Annotated in this window: 8 protein-coding genes and 1 pseudogene; 2 read left to right on the top strand and 7 right to left on the bottom strand. The window is 56.1% G+C overall.

The annotated features are described in order from the left end of the window. Positions 1-8: 8 nt before the first annotated feature. Entirely contained in the window at positions 9-3263 is a 3255-nt protein-coding gene (locus SIL79_RS03880; RefSeq protein WP_319618984.1) for an nSTAND1 domain-containing NTPase, read from the bottom strand. Between the two features lie 95 nt (positions 3264-3358). Beyond that, positions 3359-4645 carry an acetyl-CoA hydrolase/transferase family protein gene (locus SIL79_RS03885; RefSeq protein WP_039034996.1) on the bottom strand — a complete coding sequence of 429 codons (1287 nt, stop codon included), beginning with the start codon at positions 4643-4645 and terminating at the stop codon, positions 3359-3361. A gap of 424 nt (positions 4646-5069) precedes the next feature. Here SIL79_RS03885 and SIL79_RS03890 point away from each other — a divergent pair, with 424 nt between their 5' ends. Together SIL79_RS03890 and SIL79_RS03895 are read left to right on the top strand one after the other, a co-directional pair. After that, positions 5070-7790 (top strand): hypothetical protein, encoded by a 2721-nt coding sequence (locus SIL79_RS03890; RefSeq protein ID WP_319618985.1) that lies wholly within the window; start codon positions 5070-5072, stop codon positions 7788-7790. Between the two features lie 166 nt (positions 7791-7956). Further along, complete coding sequence (locus SIL79_RS03895) at positions 7957-10668, top strand: hypothetical protein (protein WP_071237397.1); 2712 nt, start codon at positions 7957-7959, stop codon at positions 10666-10668. Between the two features lie 50 nt (positions 10669-10718). On the opposite strand, the pseudogene SIL79_RS03900 reads toward SIL79_RS03895, so the two are convergent. The 5 genes and pseudogenes from SIL79_RS03900 to SIL79_RS03920 all read right to left on the bottom strand — a co-directional run. After that, positions 10719-10898: pseudogene (locus tag SIL79_RS03900) on the bottom strand (hypothetical protein); the annotation flags it as partial. 31 nt (positions 10899-10929) lie between these two features. Then, positions 10930-12885: a BCCT family transporter gene (locus SIL79_RS03905; RefSeq protein WP_039034981.1), complete on the bottom strand. Its 1956-nt coding sequence runs from the start codon at positions 12883-12885 to the stop codon at positions 10930-10932. A gap of 396 nt (positions 12886-13281) precedes the next feature. After that, positions 13282-14313 carry a hypothetical protein gene (locus SIL79_RS03910; RefSeq protein ID WP_039034980.1) on the bottom strand — a complete coding sequence of 344 codons (1032 nt, stop codon included), beginning with the start codon at positions 14311-14313 and terminating at the stop codon, positions 13282-13284. A 267-nt stretch (positions 14314-14580) separates the two neighbouring features. Further along, positions 14581-16485: a hypothetical protein gene (locus SIL79_RS03915; protein WP_162206524.1), complete on the bottom strand. Its 1905-nt coding sequence runs from the start codon at positions 16483-16485 to the stop codon at positions 14581-14583. A 57-nt stretch (positions 16486-16542) separates the two neighbouring features. Then, complete coding sequence (locus SIL79_RS03920; protein ID WP_071476761.1) at positions 16543-18450, bottom strand: hypothetical protein; 1908 nt, start codon at positions 18448-18450, stop codon at positions 16543-16545. Positions 18451-18466: the final 16 nt, after the last annotated feature.

Consider the following 18466-nt stretch of genomic DNA (forward strand, 5'->3'; position numbering starts at 1 on the left):
GTTTCAGGTTAGTTTTTGAGGGGGTATTTAAATTGACTAAAACGATAACCAAGAGGCTCATATTTAGCCTTCATTTTCAACAGTTCCTGTTGGTCATCCATGCAATCCAAAGCCATAGCATAAGGCGCGAGTATACGGGCATCACGATTCACAGTGACCCATGGTTGCAGCATTCGGCCGACTTTCTGGCAGTGAGTATAGGCAAAGCTTATATCGTTATTTAACATGGACACACTATAGGCGGTTACAAGCCCAGCCTCGGCCAGGGCTCCCATATCCACAGTGCCCAAAACCGTTTTCTGTCCTAATGTTGTAAAAAACGCTTCTGCCAACAAAGCAAGTTTTTGCGCTTGCTGGTAATCACCTTGTTCGAGCCGCTCATTGGCAGCAGCCAACCAAAAACGAGCCTCCAATTTAAGCTGTTTAGTCGAGGTTTCGCTTGACGGCTCACTGGCCATATATCCATTCAAAGTATTAAGCATGCCCGTTTTTTCTGTTGATGCCGGTAGCAAGCTAACCAGTAACACCTCAACAAAAGATTGCTGCATTCGCCAGCGCTCATTTTCCGGATCGGCCTCAAGTGCGGCAGCAATAGCCCGACTGGCTTCCATTGCGCTCTCTCTGGCCAATTCGGGTTGCTGCACCGCTCTGTACAACTGAGCCAAGATCTCCAGATTTCCGGATAATCTATATAGTTGATAGGGTTCTCCCTGAGCCTGCCGCTTTAACTCTTCGGCTATCTGCCTATGAATGGCGATGGCTGCTTGAATATCCCCTTCTGCACTCGAAGACCTGGCTAGCCAGGAGCGAGCATTGGCGACATCGGCCAGACGCTGAGGATCATCCGGCGACTCGGCCAATGCAATCAGCTTGAGCCGCAGCGATTCTTCAAAGCCCTGGCGCGCCTTGCTGAAGCCCTGCAGCTTCATCGATAAAGACCCCAGAGAGTTATGGGCGTAGGAAAGTTCCATCAACGCTTCGCTGTTGTCCGGCGCCAGTCGGTACATGGCCTGGCTGTGTTGCAGATAAGCCTCGAACCAGGGGCGGGTGCCCTGCCAATCGCTCTGGTCATACTTGAGTTGCCCAAGCCAAAAGGCATTGGCGCCAAGGGTCTTTAACAGCTCCAGCTGATCTGTACTGCCGGACAACAGTGGCAAGAGTTTGTCTCTGGCGGCCAGCAGCGCCTTTTCCGCTTCATCCACCCGGCCACGGGAATAGGCCACCTCCCCCATGGCTTCCAGTGTCTGGCCATGGCGAAACAGCGCCGCCTCACTCAGGCTGCCGTCGGCCTCACGAAAATAATCCAGCGCCTTGTTGCTGACACCATCAAGCAGATCCATCCGGCCTATGCTGCGCAGCTTGTCGGCAAAGTCGCCCACCATAAAGCCCAGCAAGTCTTCTGCCGCCAGGCGCTTGGCCTGCGCCTGCTGCTCGGCTTCAACGCTGCGATAACTCATGAATACCGAGATCAGGGTCAAGAGACATAAAAGCATGAAGGTCGCGCCCTTGAGGCGCCGTTGGCGCTGCCCTCTGGCGCTGGAGGCGGCAACATAGCTTTCGCTGACAGGATCCAGCTCCAGCAGGGGATCGTTTTTCAGCGCCAGCGCTTCGGTCAGCGGCTTGCCCTGGGGCAGCAGAAAATCGCGGCTGCACTGCTGTTGTTGCCAGCGCCTGGCCTGATGGAACAGCCTGGCCTTGGCCGCCAGCCCTTCCCTGTGGCTATCTATCCAGTTTCTGGCCCTGGACCAGCGTCTGAGCAAGGCTTCATGAGCTATGCTGAAACCGGGTTCGCTGTCCTCCAGATGGGAGACAAACAGCCGACTGTCGACCAAGGCCTGTACCAAGGCACGCTCGGCATCCGTGGCCAATTCGGAATATCTGGCACTGCGACTGGTGACCGACTGCTCATCTTCCCTGAGGGTCACCAGCAGCGACAGCACCCGCGGCAGGGCCGCCCTTTGCGAGCTCGACAAGGAGGCGATGGCATCTTCGGCGGCCTGGCCTATAGCCCCGGCCAGCCCACCCAGGCGGTGATAAACCGCCAGTTGCAACTGGTTGTCGTCACTGCGCTGCAGATACAGGGCCTGCAGCATATACTGCAACATGGGCAGGGCATCCGGGTTACTGGCGGCCTCACGGCACAGCAGCTCATCCAAGCCCAGTGCCGATTCAGGGTCAAATTCCCAACTCAAGCCTGCGGCTGCGGCCGGCAAGCGTATCATCTGCAGCAGTTCCTGACGGCTGGGCGGCAAGAGATCGAAATGGGCGCCATTGCCCTTGCCCGCCATCAAGCTGGGGCTGGCAACCACCTGAGGGTAGAATTCATTGCGACAGGCGCTGAGCAGCAATACGGCTCCGGAACGCGCCAGAGTGTCGAGTAGCGCCAGCCCCTGCTCACGGGCTTCGGCCGAGAAGCGCGGCGATGACAGCAGCACTTCCAGACGGTCGACAAACAGGCCAAACCTGGGCTTCTGCCAACTTTGGGACGGCAGCGCCTGGCAGAGTTGGGCGCAGAGGCTGTCGATATCCTGTTCCAGTGCATGAGCCAGCGTTTCGGCGCTGTAGCCTGCCAAAACCGGCGCATCGTCCAGCTCCCAGTCGAGCATGGCGGCGGCCAACTCCAGCAGCAGTTGATCTTCGGCGACATCGGCCAGATCCAGTATCGAATAGCAGGCCAAGCCTATGCCGTGAAAGCCCTGAGGCGAAGCCAGATTGGGCAAAATGCCTGCGTTGATCAGCGACGACTTACCGCTGCCGCTGGGGCCTAGCAGCAAGCAAAACCCGCGGCCATGTTTGATCTGCCGGGCTATGCGTTCCAGTAAGGCGTTGATCTGTTCGCTGCGGCCGAAAAACACCCCGGCATAATCGGCGCTGAAGGGTTTTAACCCGGGAAATGGTGAGCCCAGGCTCCAGGCCAGCGACGGCAAACTGGCTTCGTGGCCGATGGGGAAACGAACATCGGCTACAATTCGATAGCCGCGTTTGCGGATCGTTTCGATGAAAGAAGGATCGCCGGCCTTGTCATCCAGCGCCCGGCGCAGCTGATTGATGGTCTTGTGCAGCGGGTTATCGCCCGTGTCGCTGCCGGGCCAACAGGCATCCAGCAGCTCATCGCTGCTGACTACCTCGCCGCTGCGACGACACAGATACAGCAGCACATCCATGGCTTTGGGTTCCAACTGCCGCAAGCGCTTTCCCAGCCGCAAACTATTGCTGCCGGGATCGACCTGCCAATCACCCAAAAAGAAGCTGCTGTCGCTCATGGAACCTACCGCGATAAGAGATTGACCGCATCTTACCCGGTATACAAATTTAACACCATGATAACAGCGTTAAATTTTACCTAATGAGCGTTAACTCAAATACTCAAACCCCAGAGCTCGAATGTCTCCCGGCACAGGGATTCGCGAAAATCCGGATGCGCTATGTCAATTAAGGCTCTGGCCCGCTCACGGATACTGCGCCCCCTGAGGTTGGCGCAACCATATTCGGTGGCAATATAGTGCACATGGGCCCGAGTAGTCACTACCCCGGCACCTGGGCTCAGCACGGGCGCGATACGGGAAACCGCCCCATTGGCGGCCGTGCTCGGCAGGGCGATAACCGAGCGCCCGCCGGGAGAAAGACCGGCGCCGCGAATAAAGTCCATCTGCCCACCTACCCCGGAATAGATTCGGGTACCTATGGAGTCTGCGCATACCTGGCCGGAAATATCCACCTGCAGCGCCGAGTTGATGGCCATCACCTGCGGGTTGCGGCGGATAACCGAGGTGTCATTAACCTGCTCTATATCCAGAAACAGCACTTCGGGGTTGTCATCGACAAAGTCATAGAGGGCGCGACTGCCAAGCGCAAAGCCGGTGACCAACTTCCCCGGATGCACCTTCTTGCGGCTGTTGTTAATCGCCCCGGAGCGATAAAGCGCCAGAATGCCGTCGGAGAACAGTTCGGTGTGGATCCCTAAGTTTCGTCTGTCTGCCAACTGCCCCAAAACGGCATCCGGAATGGCACCTATGCCCATCTGCAGGCAATCGCCGTCTTCAACCAGAGAGGCCACATGCTTGCCGATAGCCTGGCTGATGGCATCGGCTCCGGCCATGGGGTGTTCGGGCAGAGGCGAACTCTGTTCATACACGGCGGCAAAGCGGTCATAGGGTACAAAGCTGTCGCCATGGGTGCGCGGCATTTGCGGGTTGATATGGGCTATGATGCGGCCTGCCACATCACAAGCGGCGCGGCTGGCTTCGACACTGATCCCCAGCGAACAGTTGCCATGGCTGTCAGGCGGTGACACCTGTACCAGCGCCGTATCTATGGGTTGCTCGCCGGAGCGAAACAGCTTGGGCACCTCGGATAAAAAGACAGGCACATAATCCGCCTCGCCACTGGCCAGCAGGGCGCGGGTCGGGGCGCCGCCAAAGAAACAGCGATGGCGCAGATGGCCCTTAAGCTCGGGCACACTCAAGGCCTCGGCTTCCTCGGTATGCAGTTGCAGCAAGGTCAGGTTCTGCCGCGTCATGGCATGCTGTGCCAGCGCCTCCAGCAAGACTCTGGGGGTGGCTCCCATAGAGTGGGTCCAGATAAATTCATCATTCCCTATCAGGGATACCGCTTCCAGTGCACTGGAACAAACTCTTGGCGCCATACTGCTGCTTCCTTATTTTTTATTTATACCGTTCCGTGACAAGAGTTTGATTGAGGCAATGCCGTATTTGTTTTCCCACATCCCGCCTGATTGACTTGGGCTGTCCCATCGAGACGACTTCACCCAAGCCATGACAGGCTCCGCCGGAGGGAAAACCAACTCCTGTACAAAAAGGCCTTAACCCTAGCCAGTTGCTCTGTGAAGGGCAATCCCTGACAAACAACCTAACCCCCGCGACTGTGGAAAGTGAGCGCTACGCCACAGCAAACAGGTTGCAAACTGCGAGCCTCACAAAAATGCCACCGTGGCGGATAAGGCGTTTACCCTCAAAGCCACTGTCGTTAGACTAGCCAAGCCTTGGGCCTCATGGCGAAAAACGTCACATCCCAGTGCCCGGGCAGGACCCCAGTTTCAAGGAAGTAGTATGTCTCAGTTCGACAAGACCCTCAGCGTCAGCCTCAATCCAGAGGATCCCGCCAGCATCGCCCTGGCACTGCTGCAATACCGGCAACACCTGAACGACGGCAGCGCCTTTCGACTCGATGGCTCCTTGCTGTTCAATATCGAGTTCGTCAATCAGCAGCTGCGGCCGCTTAACCGTGACGATGCCGGTGCCAACCGCCCCTTGTTGGAACACGCCCTCGATACTGCCCGCCGGGATCACAGACTCAGCTTTTACACCGAACCAGTACTCTTTGCCGCAGCGCTGAACTTTCCCGAGCTATTGGACGAGCTCAAGGCCACTGCCGAGGCCATGGTGGCCTTCTCCCGCCGCCGCAATGACTCCAGCGATCTCTTTATCGATGACTACAACGTCTTCGGGGTGGAAGCCCTCTACATGCTGGCCAGGCAATATCCCGAGCTGAGCCATTATCTGGCCGCCTTTCTGGTGCCTTACTGGAACTTGGAAAGCTTCTACCAACCTGTGTTACTGCTGGGCAAACTGGTGGAGGAGTTCGGCTGGCGCCGCGAACTGATCCACGCCTATCTGCACTGCGACGGCGAGCAGAATCGCCGCTGCTTTTTCCAGACCACTGAGGGTGCTTCAGTCAACCTCAGCCTACTGGAACATTTTGCCGGGCATCCGGACGATTACCCCTGGTTTAAGGCGCAGCTGCTCAAGCGTCTAAAGCAAACCCCGCTACTGGCCTATGCCAATGAACAACCGCTTGAACAAACCCAGCCGGTACTGGAGTTCTTCTACAGTCTGGGCGACTGGCCGGTAGAGGCTGACATTGACGACACTGAACTGTGGCGGGATCGGGTCAAGCAGCAATTGATCTTGGGTCGCCGGGTAGAGGATGAAGCGCTTTCCTTGCTGGCGCAGCTGAGCGAGCAGAGCCAACCTCTGGTAATAGTGGCAGAGGCCTGGCGGGAAGACGACCGTCATTGTCTATGGCAAACCGGGAAAGAGCAGGCTCTGGCAGAGGACTATGACTGGGAGCATGATGAGAACGAGCCGGACTCTGACTATGCCGCGCTATTTTATGACCTGGAAGAGCCGGAAGACTATCTCAGGATTGGCGAGCTGGAGGAGCTGGATGCCGAAGTGGGAGAGGCTATGCTGAACGCGCTGGCCGAACTGCCCAAGAGCCTTGGCGCCTGCGCCTATGCCGCCTATCGCCTGAGCCGCCTGAACTCGCCCCACAGCTTAAGCCCGGAAGCCGACAAGGCCAACGAGACCGCGGCGCTGCTTCGCTGGCTGGCGCAGCAGCTGCCGTTACAGTTTCAGCATCATATCTTCTATGAGGGCGGAGAGTACCAAAAGAAAAGGCGTGAACATCGCCTTCTCAAGAGCTGGCTCACGGATATAGACACCGAGGGCGATGTTGCCAAGATGGCTCAAATTGCCTCTGAGATACTCTATACCAGTAAGGACGGAAAGCGTATTGCACTCTTGTGGTCCAATGCCAATAAAGGATTCCAAAACGGCTTGTTGGCGCTGTATTTCCTGCTCTGCACCCCGAAGTTCGAAGCGCCGCAGTGGCAGGCCTTGAAAACCCTGGCACAAAGGCACTGGCAGCTATGGCTGACGCTGGATCCGCTGCAACTGATTGAAAAAATTTATTATTGCTGGGCTGACTACGCCTTCTATCCGGCCATTGACGATGAGCATATCGAGGCCGAATTGCGGCAAAACCTGCTCAAGCTGGGTGTCAGCGAGCCGCAGCTCGATGCTCATACCCTGCTGACAGAACAACAGGTGGCTGCCTATCGCCCGGCCGATAAACGCTTCTGGCAAGGTTATATCACCAGGCTGAGCCGGTTTGCCGAAGCCGACCCAGAGGATAACAGCATGATAGGCCGCCGCCTCTGGCAGCAACAGCAGCAGTTGTTGCAAGCGCTGCACACAAGCCGCGAGCTGCCGAGGCTGAACTTTTTTGGCCATCTCAAGGCCAACTTCCCCGAGACTCCTTTACCGCAGGCATTTTTCGAACTGTTTGATCTTTGCCTGCGGCAAAGCTTCAGCAAATCATTTCCCGAACAGCAGGCGCAAAACCTCTGCCGCCAACTCAAGACTTATCTGGCATCGGGCGAAGGGCTTGAGCCCTTGACGCCCCAAGCCACGGCCGAGTTGCAGGACTGGGCGCCTTGCCGCTCGGACGACCCCGCCGATGCGGCTGAGCTCAGCGACTTTGTCTGGCTGCTGCCTGAAGCGCAGGGGCGAGCTTTGGCCCTGTTTCTCGCAGGCCTTGGAACCCAAAGCCTGTATTGGCTTCACCGGCCGAGTGTGGAGACGGCCTATGTCAACCACCTCATTGCCGAGGGTAGTCTCTCGATGGCGCAGCGCTGGGAAGATCAAAGCGTAGGACACAAGCGTCACAGCGACTATGACACAGGGTTAGCCTTTCAGAGTGCCAAGGAAAACTGGGCCCTTGGCTGGCTCGACAGCATAGGCGTAGCGCCGCAAAGCACTGTCTATTTCGCCGTAAGCCAAGGCCGCGCCCCGGCGCCCTTCCTCAGACATTTGGCCGATGAGGGCCGACTGCCGGAGACCTCGCAGCTCTTGACCATAGATGAACGTGTACGCCTGCTGAAGTTACTGGCGCAAGCCGGGGTTGACGCCGAGCTTTTCAGCTCCTTCCTGCAAGACGAGTCTGCCGCGGTCCGGCAACTGGCCAAAGATTTGGCGCAAGGCTCTTAATAGCAGGCTCTTAAGGAAGGCATAGATAAAACAGCAGTTGGGAATACCCCAATAAACGAGTAATAACAGGATAACTGCCCGCGCCCTGGCTCACGGCGCGGTCGCCGGTTGTTTAACAGGAAGTGCCACACAGGCAGCGACCGGAATTTAATATCAAGGAAGCAATATGCCCCAGTTCGACAAAACCCTCAGCATTAGCCTCAAGCCACAAGATCCCGCCAGCATCGCCCTGGCGCTGCAGCAATACCGGCAACACCTGCACGATGGCAGCGCCTTTCGTCTTGAAGGCTCCCTGCTGTTCAATATCGAGTTTATCAACGAGCAACAGCGGCCACTCAGCAATGACGATGCCGGCGACAACCGCAACTTGCTGGTGCATGCACTCAGCGCCGCTCGAGCGCACCACACCTTTAAATATTGCACTGAAGCCGTGCTGTTTGCCGCAGCGCTGAACTTCCCCGAGCTATTGGACGAGATCAAGGCAACTGCCGAGGCCATGGTGGCCTTCTCCCGCAGTCGTAACGACTTTAGCGATCTCTTTCTCGATGACTACAACGTCTTCGGGGTAGAAGCCCTCTACATGCTGGCCAGGCAATATCCCGAACTGAGTCATTATCTGGCCGCCTTTTTAGTGCCTTACTGGGATTTGGACAGCGGCTATACACCCGTGGAACTGCTGGGCAAACTGGTAGAGGATTTCGGCTGGCGCCGCGAACTAATCCACGCCTATCTGCACTGTGATGGCGAACAGAGCCGCCGCTGTTTTTTCCAAACCGCCGAGGGTGATCCTGTCAACCCCAGCCTGCTGGAACACTTTAGCGAGCATGCTGACGATTACACCTGGTTTAAGGCGCAGCTGCTCAAACGTCTAAAGCAAACCCCGCTACTGGCCTATGCCGATGAACAAACGCTGGAACAAACCCAGCCAATACTGGAATTCTTCTACAGCCTGGACGACTGGCCAGTAGAAGCGGAACTTGAAGACACTGATCTGTGGCGGGATCAGGTCAAGCAGCAATTGATCTTGGGGCACAGGGTGGAAGATGAGGCGCTGGCGCTGCAGGATGCGCTCGGCGCTGAGCCCAAGGCACAGGTTGCCGAAGCCTGGTTGATGGACGACAGGTTCGCCCCCTGGCAGCAGGATAAGACAGATACCGGCAGCGCCCAGGCAGAGCCGGAAAGTGGCAAGAGCTCCGGGCAAACTCAAGGCGACTGCCAACTACCCAGCTTGGATGAGCTGCCTTTTTTCCTGCTTAGCCATACCTGCAAGCAAAGTGACTTCGCACAGTTGGATGTAGCCATTGCCGAGCGTCTGCCGGCGGCACTGGACAAGTTGCCGACCCACTTGGGGGGCGTCGCCTATGCCGCCTATCGGCTCGGCCGCCCCGAGTGCACAGAGGCAGAAACCCAGGCGCTGCTTGGCTGGCTGGAGCAGCATTTCCTCACTGCCTATATGCGTGTCTTCAATCGGCATGGTGGCCGCTTCAATAGCGATAATCCGCAGCATTTGATACTCAAGGCCTGGCTCACTGAGGTCAAGGAGCAGCAGGATGCTGACACTATGGCCGCCGTTGCCGAATCGCTACTTGGCAAGGATGGGGGAAAACGCGGAAGCCAGATAAGCCAGCGTCAAGCGGCCTACTGGTTGTTTTTCCCGGACGATGGTTTCCAGCGCGGCCTGCTCAGCCTGTTTTTCCTGTTAAATAGCCAACTGCCAAAGGCTCACACCGAACTGCAGATCCTGGCTAAGCGCCACTGGCAACTGCTTTTGAAACTGGCGCCTATGGTGCTTATCAGCCGCATCAGTCAGTTTTACGCAAACTATGAAGGATATGCCGCCATAGATGATCCGCAGACAGAGCAGAGCCTGCATCAAAAGCTGCTGGCACTGGGAGTCAGCGAGGCGCAGCTGGATGCCCATACTTTGCTGCAAGACAGGCGCATCGCGCGCTATGCCCCGGCCAATGAGCGCTTCTGGCAACGTTACCTGGAGCGATTGGCAAGCTTTGCCGAAGGCGATCCCGAAGATAACAGCATGATAGGCCGCAGCCATTGGCTGGCTCAGCAAAAGCTGTTGGATGCCCTCGGCTATTGCGATGAAACTGCCATGCTGGGATTTATTGCCGATCTCAAGGCCTGTTTCCCGGAGCGCCCCTTGCCGCAGCAAACCTTTGAGCTATTTAACCTCAGCCTGCAACGCGGCCTGGAGCAAAAACTCAAACCGGCAGCGGCGAAGGCTGTCTATGACAAGTTACAGGCCTATTTACAAAGCGGCGAAGGCCTGGAAAACCTGACACCACAAGCCTTGAAGCTGCCGGTTCTGCAAGGCTGGGATCCCTACAGCGATTATCGCGGCAAGGTTGGCGTGGCAGACTTTGTCTGGCTGTTGCCAACCGAGATGGGAGAGCGACTGGCACTGTTTCTCAGCGGTCTTGGGAAACGAGGGCTGCACTGGTTGGGCTGTCCCAGTGTCAGGGAAGCCTATGTCAACCATTTGGTTGCCGAAGGCCATCTGAATATGGCCGAGCGTTGGCAGGATGAAGCGCTTGGGCACTCAAGCATAGGCGATGTCGATGTGAGCCTGCAACTTGAAGCCGACAAGGAATTCTGGGCGCTACTCTGGTTGGATAGGATAGGTGTGACGCCACAAGCCACTGTGTATTTTGCCATGCACGAAGGGCGGCAACCTGAGTCTTTCATTATCCACTTGGCCAGCCAGCAGCGGCTGCCGGATATGTCCGGGCTGTTGACCGCAGATGAGCGCAAACGCCTGCTGGAAATCATCGCCAAGTTTGATTGTCTGACCGAAGAAAACGCAGAGCCATTCAAGCAAGATGAGTCGAGCGTCGTCAAGCGTGTGCTGGGCAAGTTGTTTTAAGCTTAAAGAGGCGTTGCCGGTCAGCGCGGCAACGCCTCTTTAAGATAGTTTCAGTTACCTTTGAGTGAGCGCAGCAACAAACCTATGCCACCTGTCAGCAATACCAGGATCACCAAGAGATCAAAACTGCTCATGCTGCGCAGGCTAAAGTGAATGGTAGAGATCACCCCGAAGATCATCGCTGTGATTGAGCCAATCGCCAATAACCGGCCAAGAATATTCTTGCCGCTTTAGGCCCGGGCGGCAAACCGGGCCATAGCGTTACGAGTCGCGGCCATTGAGGCGTTCAATGATCTGTGCCTTGGCCTCTTCCTGTGCCTGCAATGCTTCCTCTTCCTGTTTCTGCCGCATCAGCTCATTGAAGGTAATGCGGGCAGACTGGGCTTGCTCCGAGGCTTGCAGTTTACGTTCCTTCGCCGTCATGGCTTCATCTGTGAGGCGCTGCAGCTCGGCAAGTGACTCATCGGGCGCATCCCCCAATTCCAGGTGCGATTCACTGCGGCTCAAGGCTTCACGGCGCAGCTGTTTTTTCAGCTCCCAGATGGCATCCAGGGCTTCACGCTCGGCATCGGCAGCCTCTATGGCACTGTCTCGCAGCTGCTCAAACTTGGCCAGCGCCTGGCCCTCACGGCTCCAGGGATCGACCTCAGGCAGATCCGAAATATTAATCACGGGATCCTCATAACCATCCTGATGACTCAGGTCCAGCATGGCCGCCTTGACCCCGGACATCATCAGCATCACGGCTATCACCAAGAGCGGCAAACCACCGACGATAGCCGCCGTCTGCAAGGTGGCGAGCCCACCCATAAACATCAGTACCGAAGGCATAAAAGACAGGGTAAAGGCCCAGAATAGGCGGTTCCAGCGCAGTGGTTCCTCGGTGACATTGTTTTGCACCACGGATGCCAGAATATAGGAGATGGAATCAAAGGTGGTGGCGGTAAAGATGATACACAAGATCGTAAAGACTGCGATGACCAGATAGCTGAACGGCAACTGCTCCAATATCGCAAAAATTGCCCTGGTCGCCCCGTGTTCATTGAGGATACCCACCACATCCAGCTCACCGGATAACTGCAACGACAAGCCGAAATTACCCAAGATCATAAAGTACATGGCACAGCCCAGGGAGCCGAAGAAAATTGAACCGGCCACCATCTGTTTGATGGTGCGGCCGCGGGAGATCCGCGCCACAAACAAGCCCATGCTGGGGGCAAACACCAACCACCAGGCCCAATAGAAGATGGTCCAGTCCTGAGGGAAATGGGTATTCTCAAAAGTGCCCAAACCACCGAAAGGCTCGGCCCAGGTGGCCATCATAAAGAAGTTGCTCAGCATACGTCCCAGAGAGTCCAGGCCGGTTTCCAACATAAAGATGGTAGGGCCGGCAAACAAAATAAATGCCAGCAGCGCCAGCGCGCCCCAGAAGTTAATATTACTCAGCACCTTAATGCCTTCATCCATCCCCTTGTAGGAGGAATAGGCAAACAGTGCAGTACACAGAAGCAAAACCCCTATCTGGCTACCCGTGGTCGATGGTAGATCAAACAGGTAACTCAGACCTTCGTTGATCAGCGGCGCCGCCAACCCAAGCGTTGTCGCCGCCCCCCCCAGCAAGCCGAAAATAAACAATATATCGATAAACTTACCGAGCTTGCCGTGACTGCGGCCTTCACCTATCACGGGCATCAAGGCCGCCGATACCTTGAGCACAGGCTGCCTGCGAACATAAAAGAAATAAGCGATAGGGATGGCCGGGATCAAATAGATGCTCCAGGCGATAGGCCCCCAGTGGAAGAGGCCGTAAGTCGCGGCCCAGCGCACCGCTTCTTCACTGCCGGCTTGAAGTTGGAACGGCGGGTGCTGATAGTAATAGGCCCACTCAATCGTGCCCCAATAGAGGATACTGGCGCCTATCCCGCCGCAAAACAGCATTGCCGCCCAGGAAGCTGTGGCGAATTCCGGCTTTTCATCGGCATCGCCGAGCTTAATCTGGCCGATATCCGAGAAGATGATATAAATCATAAAGAAGAAGGCGGCTAGCCCAAGCGACAGGTAAGCAAAACCCAACTTATCCGTCATAAACGCCTTGGCAACAGCTATCCATTCTGCCCCTTCAACCGGAAACAGCGCCAGCGGGATCACCACCGCAAGCAGCAAGCCCAGTGCACCAAAGAAAGTGGCTTTATCTATGAGTTCGAAGTGTTTTTTCATGCTTTTGCTCTTCTGTTTGTCTCCGTTCGGGAGCTGGGATCACAGGCAGAGGCCCATGCCGGATAAAATAGGCGCAAGTCGCCATCCAGTCGATTACATTTATCCGGAAAACGTACAAAAAGTGACGTAAATCAATGAGATGTTACTTGATGATATATTTGTGTCCAGCTTGTATGGATTGCTGACTATTTCAGTAAATACGATAAAACGCTTAAGACCATAAGGATTTATGTGCTTGATTGCAAGTTTGCCCCTGTCTGGGAGGTGTCATTCATAAAAGCAAGGGATTTATAAAAGCCAAGAGACTCAAAAAGCAAAGGAGCCCACAGTCACAGAGGCCCCAGACAGACCAAGTGCCAACAGCCGGCAAAACCAGGCTGCCAGTCTGCCGCTTCGCTACTGCTTCAACTTCACCCAGGCGGCCTGGGTTTCACGACTGCTTCTTGGGTCCTTTGGCACCAGCCAAAGCAGCATCATATTCAGCAGTGAAGTCGAGAGCGTGGCTCCCCAAAGCAGCATCAGAGAGAGTGTGATAAGGATATAACTGGCGTAGGAATCCATAAAGGACAGGGCCAGACCGAAAACCACACCGCTCCCGGGTAATAACAGTAGAGTAATAAACAGCATCAAACATACCGTCTTAGCGACTGACCACCCCAGATTACGAGCCCTGCGACTGATAATCCTGTAGCCGAAATAGAGGCTGGGCAGTAACCAAAACATGATGAGCGTTCCTGTTCCCTGCCCTTCAAGCCGCAGCAAAGACCGCAACGCAAAAGCAGGGGAACCGGAAGTTTGCACCATAAAGGTTAGCCATCCGAGAAACAATCCGTTGCAAAGCCCCAGTATCATGCTGCTGCGAAAGAAAGCCAACGCCGGCGTCTGACGATCGGGGGCGCACCCCTTACGATGCGCCAGCAAAGGGTGTTCCGCTTCAACGTTTACCAAGGGAGGCCGAAACAGGTAGATCAGTAACTGCACCACCAGCCAAACAACAGCGCAGCCCAAGGCAAACATCAAGCCCAGCCAAGGCATCATCTTGTCAAACTGAAGCATGCTCAGTAGCTTTGGGTAGGAGAAGCCGAACAGGATGTTCACCAATGCCAGCGGCACACCGCACCAATACCCGAACGCCCGTCGCCCTATAGCAACATGCGCTGCCAGCAACCCCGCACCTATACTGAGTTGTAGCCCAGTTACCAAGATAGCCAACAGTGAAATAAAGAAGTCGACCTCTCGAATTGCCAGCAGCAATGAAGGTGAGAACATGTACACCAGTTGCCACTGATAATGGATAGCCAGCATGGGCAGCAGCGCAATAAAATAGCGACTCCGGTCGCGGGCTTTTGCCGCCCCGCCAAACTCTGGCTCAACAAAGAGATCGCTAATCACCTTAGCCATGCTGTTGGCCGATTGTCTCAATCCCATTGCTCATCCTCCTCGAAATGCTTGCCAGTCAGAACTGGATGAACTCAACTCGGCAGCCCAAAGCAGTTCGGTGCCGCCTTCAGCGAATGGACGCATCTGCAATAGATGGAGAACCGGGCCACCTATACCAGACTTTGCTTTCAGCAACCTGGGGCCCAATTCGCCCCCCCTGGGCGTATCTCTCTGGATAGGGGGCAAAATCCAAAACCTCAATCACAAAACAACCCTTTGTTATTTATGATAATTACCCCTAAATTAAGCATCATTTCATTGATAATCATCTTCATCCTGACGGCTCATTTCATATGGCAAGCGGCGGTTAAAGTCCTCGCCATCAGGGGTATCGGCATACTTGCCGAGCAAGGTATCCAGATTGCCATCCTGTTGGAAAAACAGCTCATGATCGACATCGATACAGTTGAGGTATTGGGCCACCAGCGGCAGATATTGGCTGCCGGCCAAGCCCAATTGCAACGCACAGTCGGCCAGTGCCGGCTTGCTGATATGTGGATCGCTGTAACTGTAATGGAGCCGCTCATTGGCAATGAATAGCCCCAGCAGACGCGCCATATAGTTCCGGCCCTCCAATTGGAAGGCCACAGCCTCAAAGAAGCGCGCCTCATCCCAGCTTTCGGCGGCATCATAAAAACCGAGGCGCAAGTCTTTACCCGACTTTAGCGATTCAAAATCTGTCAATGCCCGCAGCACCAGCTTGTCCAAGACCTCAAGCCTCGCACTCGCTGACTGCAGATCCCTGACTTCGATTCGCGAAAAACCAAGCAAAGGGGGAACTGTATCCTGCTCCTGCGCCTGGGCATGGAAGCTGCTCCATTCTGTCTGCTGTAATTGCACAGCAAAGCTCGCGTCCATGGCGGCGGGCGCTTGGTTCATCTGGCTGGCCAGATCCAAAGTGGGGTTGGGATTGACGTTGGAATTGACGCGCCACAGATAATGCCAGTCGGTCAGCAAAGCTCCCTTGCCGAGGAGTTTCATGCCCTCCTCGTCGTATAAGTCATCTTCGCCATCCGGGAGATACAAGGGTGAGCGCCACTGCCCGTCCAGAGAAACCTTGCGGGTCGCGCCGCCATGCCAGCCAAGCCAAAGTGCCGCTTCGTCATCGCAGTAGGCAATATCATCCAGCTGGAGCCAGAAACGCCCCAGCGCCTCTTGCCAGTCGAGATTGTCGACATCGGCCGGGGCCAACAGCATGTCGGCGTCATCGGCCAGTTGCTCGCAGGTATATTGACGCACGCAAAAACGGCCTATCTCGCGGCCAAGGCGCAAGTCGATGCGCTGCAACTGATACGCCAGCGCCTCGGTTTCAGCATCGGCTACCCGGCTCAACTCCATGGCCGGCAGGGTAAGCTCACCGCGCTCACTGTCCAGCGCCAGGGCACACTCCCAGAGCGCTTCATTCCCCGGCGGATTGGGCAGAGGCATGGCCGCCACCTGCAAGAGCTCGGAATAACGGCCCTGCCATTGAACTTGGCTAATGTTATTACCTACGGGGTCACTACCTACGGGGTTACTGCCCACAAGATCATTGCCGACGACAGCCATAGGGTCCAGCCGCAGCAAAAACTGCCAGGCCTGGGACCGACGACGCCTACTGCGGTGACAATGCAGGATCAAACTGTTATCCGGCCCGGCATAGAGGCGATCGGTAAAACTCAGTCCCATGCTGTCCGGCAGTCCGGTCGCATCGACCTCGGCCCAAGGGCTACCCTGATTATCCACCTCATCATTCAGCTGCATGGCAGCCGAGGGCGAGAGGTCCCTGTCCTCCAGCCAGTGCCAGAGCATTAAATCGTAACAGCAGCGCCGGTCATTTTCGCCCAGTGATGCCAGGGTTCGACCATCACTCAATACCGCGACTTTGAGATATTCCATCCCGGTATGAGCCAAAAACTCCTGCTGCCGACGCGCCAGATCCACCAAGTAGAGACAGCCCTGCTGATCCCAGATAACGCAGCTCTGCTCACGCCCCGGCACCCCATGAAAACAATCACTGACCTGCATAGTGCCCTCGGCCATGGGAAAGTCTGTGCTCCAGATGAGCCGATAACCCGAGCCCGTATCTGCCGCTTCATAGAGATACAGGCAAGGGCAGCCATTGTCCGCATCGATATAGATAAGTTTACCGTCGCCAACCGGCGAACTTGTGAATGACATATTTCTTTATCCTTTGCTCAAAAATACCAGCGACTGCCAGTTATCCTTGTTATCGAATTATTCGTCGTCATAGTCGCCTTTCTCGGCCAGCTTAAACTCCGGGTCGTTATAGGGGCTTGGGACCGCCGCCAGGAAAGCCGCCAACTGTTGCGAGTCCTGATGTTCGGCAAAGATCACTTTCAAGGTGCGATTGATATGAAATGGATGCACGGGCAAGGCGCTGAGAACATTGAAATAGTCCGCGAGTTGCGGCAGTGCCTGCCTGTACTGGCTGAGCGCCAAGGCAGCCTCGGCCAGCACTGGCTGTCCCTTGGCTCCCAGCAAGCATCTGGCCTGGGGCAGACGGCAGTATGCCGCCAGGATGGCCGCAATCAACTCAGGCCCCTGCTCCAGACGCACGGCATAGTGGAAGAAGTCGTACTCGCTGTGCCGATTCCCCAAACCATCGACAAAGGCAAACCAGAGCCTGCCAGGCTCAGTAACCGCACTATGGGTTATTTTCTGTTTCAAGCGGCCAAGCCAACCGGCTCTGGTTGCAACGGTGGCTCTGGTTGCAACGGGGGCTCTGGCGGTTACTGAGGCTAAGGGCGCTCCGCACGCCTCCCCCAGGCTCTGCTCCAATTGGGGCAGCACCGCCAGTAGTTGCTGCAAGAGTTGCAGCCTGCCTTGATTTGATGTCAGATCGTCACAATAGAGAGTCACCCTGCCACTGGGGCAAGGCTCGGCCTGCAGTTGGCTGGGAATTTGCATAGGCTTGGGTTGATAGCTGCGGCAATTGAGCGGGCACTTTTGCTGTTCGCCAGCCAGCAGGCTCTGGGGCACAGCAGCTTGGGAGCCGATGTCGACCGAGTAATGACTGGGCTCATCGAGATCACCGAACGCCAACCAGAGCCGCCCTTGGTCGACACCCTTGATCATGACCAGATCATCACCATAGTGGCTCAAGGGCCGCCACTGTCCCGCCGCATCTTGGCTGCCCAGTTGGTACAGAGGGGAAAGCCTCTCGCCCTCCGGCGACACCTTTTGTACCACACCCCCTTTCCAGCCCAGCCACAAGACTTGCTCCTGCTCGCAAAAATAGCTGGAAGTCAGGCTGTTGAGCAGTTGCTGCCACTCGTCGTTATCCTGGTGGGATATCTCACCGGCGGCAATCCGCTCCAGCGCCTCCTGAACCGCTTCGGCATCATATTCATCACAAATATCGGCCATGGCCAGCAAGCGCACACCGGCATCAACTTGACGGCCAAGATTCATATCTATCAGCTGCAACCTGGCTTCGTAACGCACAGGCTCGCCCTCGGCCTGATGACGGCTCACCCCATCGGCGGCCAGGGTAGTGATAAGGCCGTTGGCACGGTTCTGGAACCAATAATCTCGCGGTGAAACCTGCACTGGAGCCGGTTTCCCCGGCAGAGGCTGTTCGGACCAGGTTTCGTTTGACGGGTCAAAATACACCAGTTGCTGAAAGCGGAAGCGGTAACCCTCATGATCATTGCGACCATAGAAGGCCACGCGTCCATCCCGGGTCAGAATCAGTGACTCAGGCTCGATTTCGGCGCTCACAGGCCAATGCTGTACCGGCTCCATGGCCGCGAGATCGACCTTGAGCAAGCTGTGGCCGCGGCGCGCAGCGATGCCCACCCGCCCGACCACCCACAGGGTCTGGTTATGGCTATCGAGCCAGGCCCCTGGGCTTCCGGTGATTTGCAAATCCAGCACCTGTTCACAACTGCGCGCCTGATAGTCGCAGACAAAAAGCAGTCCATTTTGGCCCAAGGCCAGAAAGCGAGTGTCATCCAGCCACTGCAACAAGGCCAGCTCGCCATCCTCGGTTCCCGGCAACTCACATTGCCACAACAGGGTGTCGGCCTCGGCAGAACTCTGGATAACCTGAATAAGTTCAGGGCCGATAAAAAACAGCTTGGCCTGTTGCAGGCGGATATTGGTTCTTACATTGGCATTCATTGAGTTATTCCTGCGA

This window comes from Shewanella indica (genome assembly GCF_033842865.1).
Classification (GTDB): domain Bacteria; phylum Pseudomonadota; class Gammaproteobacteria; order Enterobacterales; family Shewanellaceae; genus Shewanella; species Shewanella indica.

Excerpts from the sequence above, each read along its gene's own strand:
- SIL79_RS03910 (WP_039034980.1), bottom strand. The coding sequence starts at position 14,313 with ATGGGATTGAGACAATCGGCCAACAGCATGGCTAAGGTGATTAGCGAT.
- SIL79_RS03920 (WP_071476761.1), bottom strand. The coding sequence starts at position 18,450 with ATGAATGCCAATGTAAGAACCAATATCCGCCTGCAACAGGCCAAGCTG.
- SIL79_RS03905 (WP_039034981.1), bottom strand. The coding sequence starts at position 12,885 with ATGAAAAAACACTTCGAACTCATAGATAAAGCCACTTTCTTTGGTGCA.
- SIL79_RS03895 (WP_071237397.1), top strand. The coding sequence starts at position 7,957 with ATGCCCCAGTTCGACAAAACCCTCAGCATTAGCCTCAAGCCACAAGAT.
- SIL79_RS03915 (WP_162206524.1), bottom strand. The coding sequence starts at position 16,485 with ATGTCATTCACAAGTTCGCCGGTTGGCGACGGTAAACTTATCTATATC.
- SIL79_RS03885 (WP_039034996.1), bottom strand. The coding sequence starts at position 4,645 with ATGGCGCCAAGAGTTTGTTCCAGTGCACTGGAAGCGGTATCCCTGATA.
- SIL79_RS03880 (WP_319618984.1), bottom strand. The coding sequence starts at position 3,263 with ATGAGCGACAGCAGCTTCTTTTTGGGTGATTGGCAGGTCGATCCCGGC.
- SIL79_RS03890 (WP_319618985.1), top strand. The coding sequence starts at position 5,070 with ATGTCTCAGTTCGACAAGACCCTCAGCGTCAGCCTCAATCCAGAGGAT.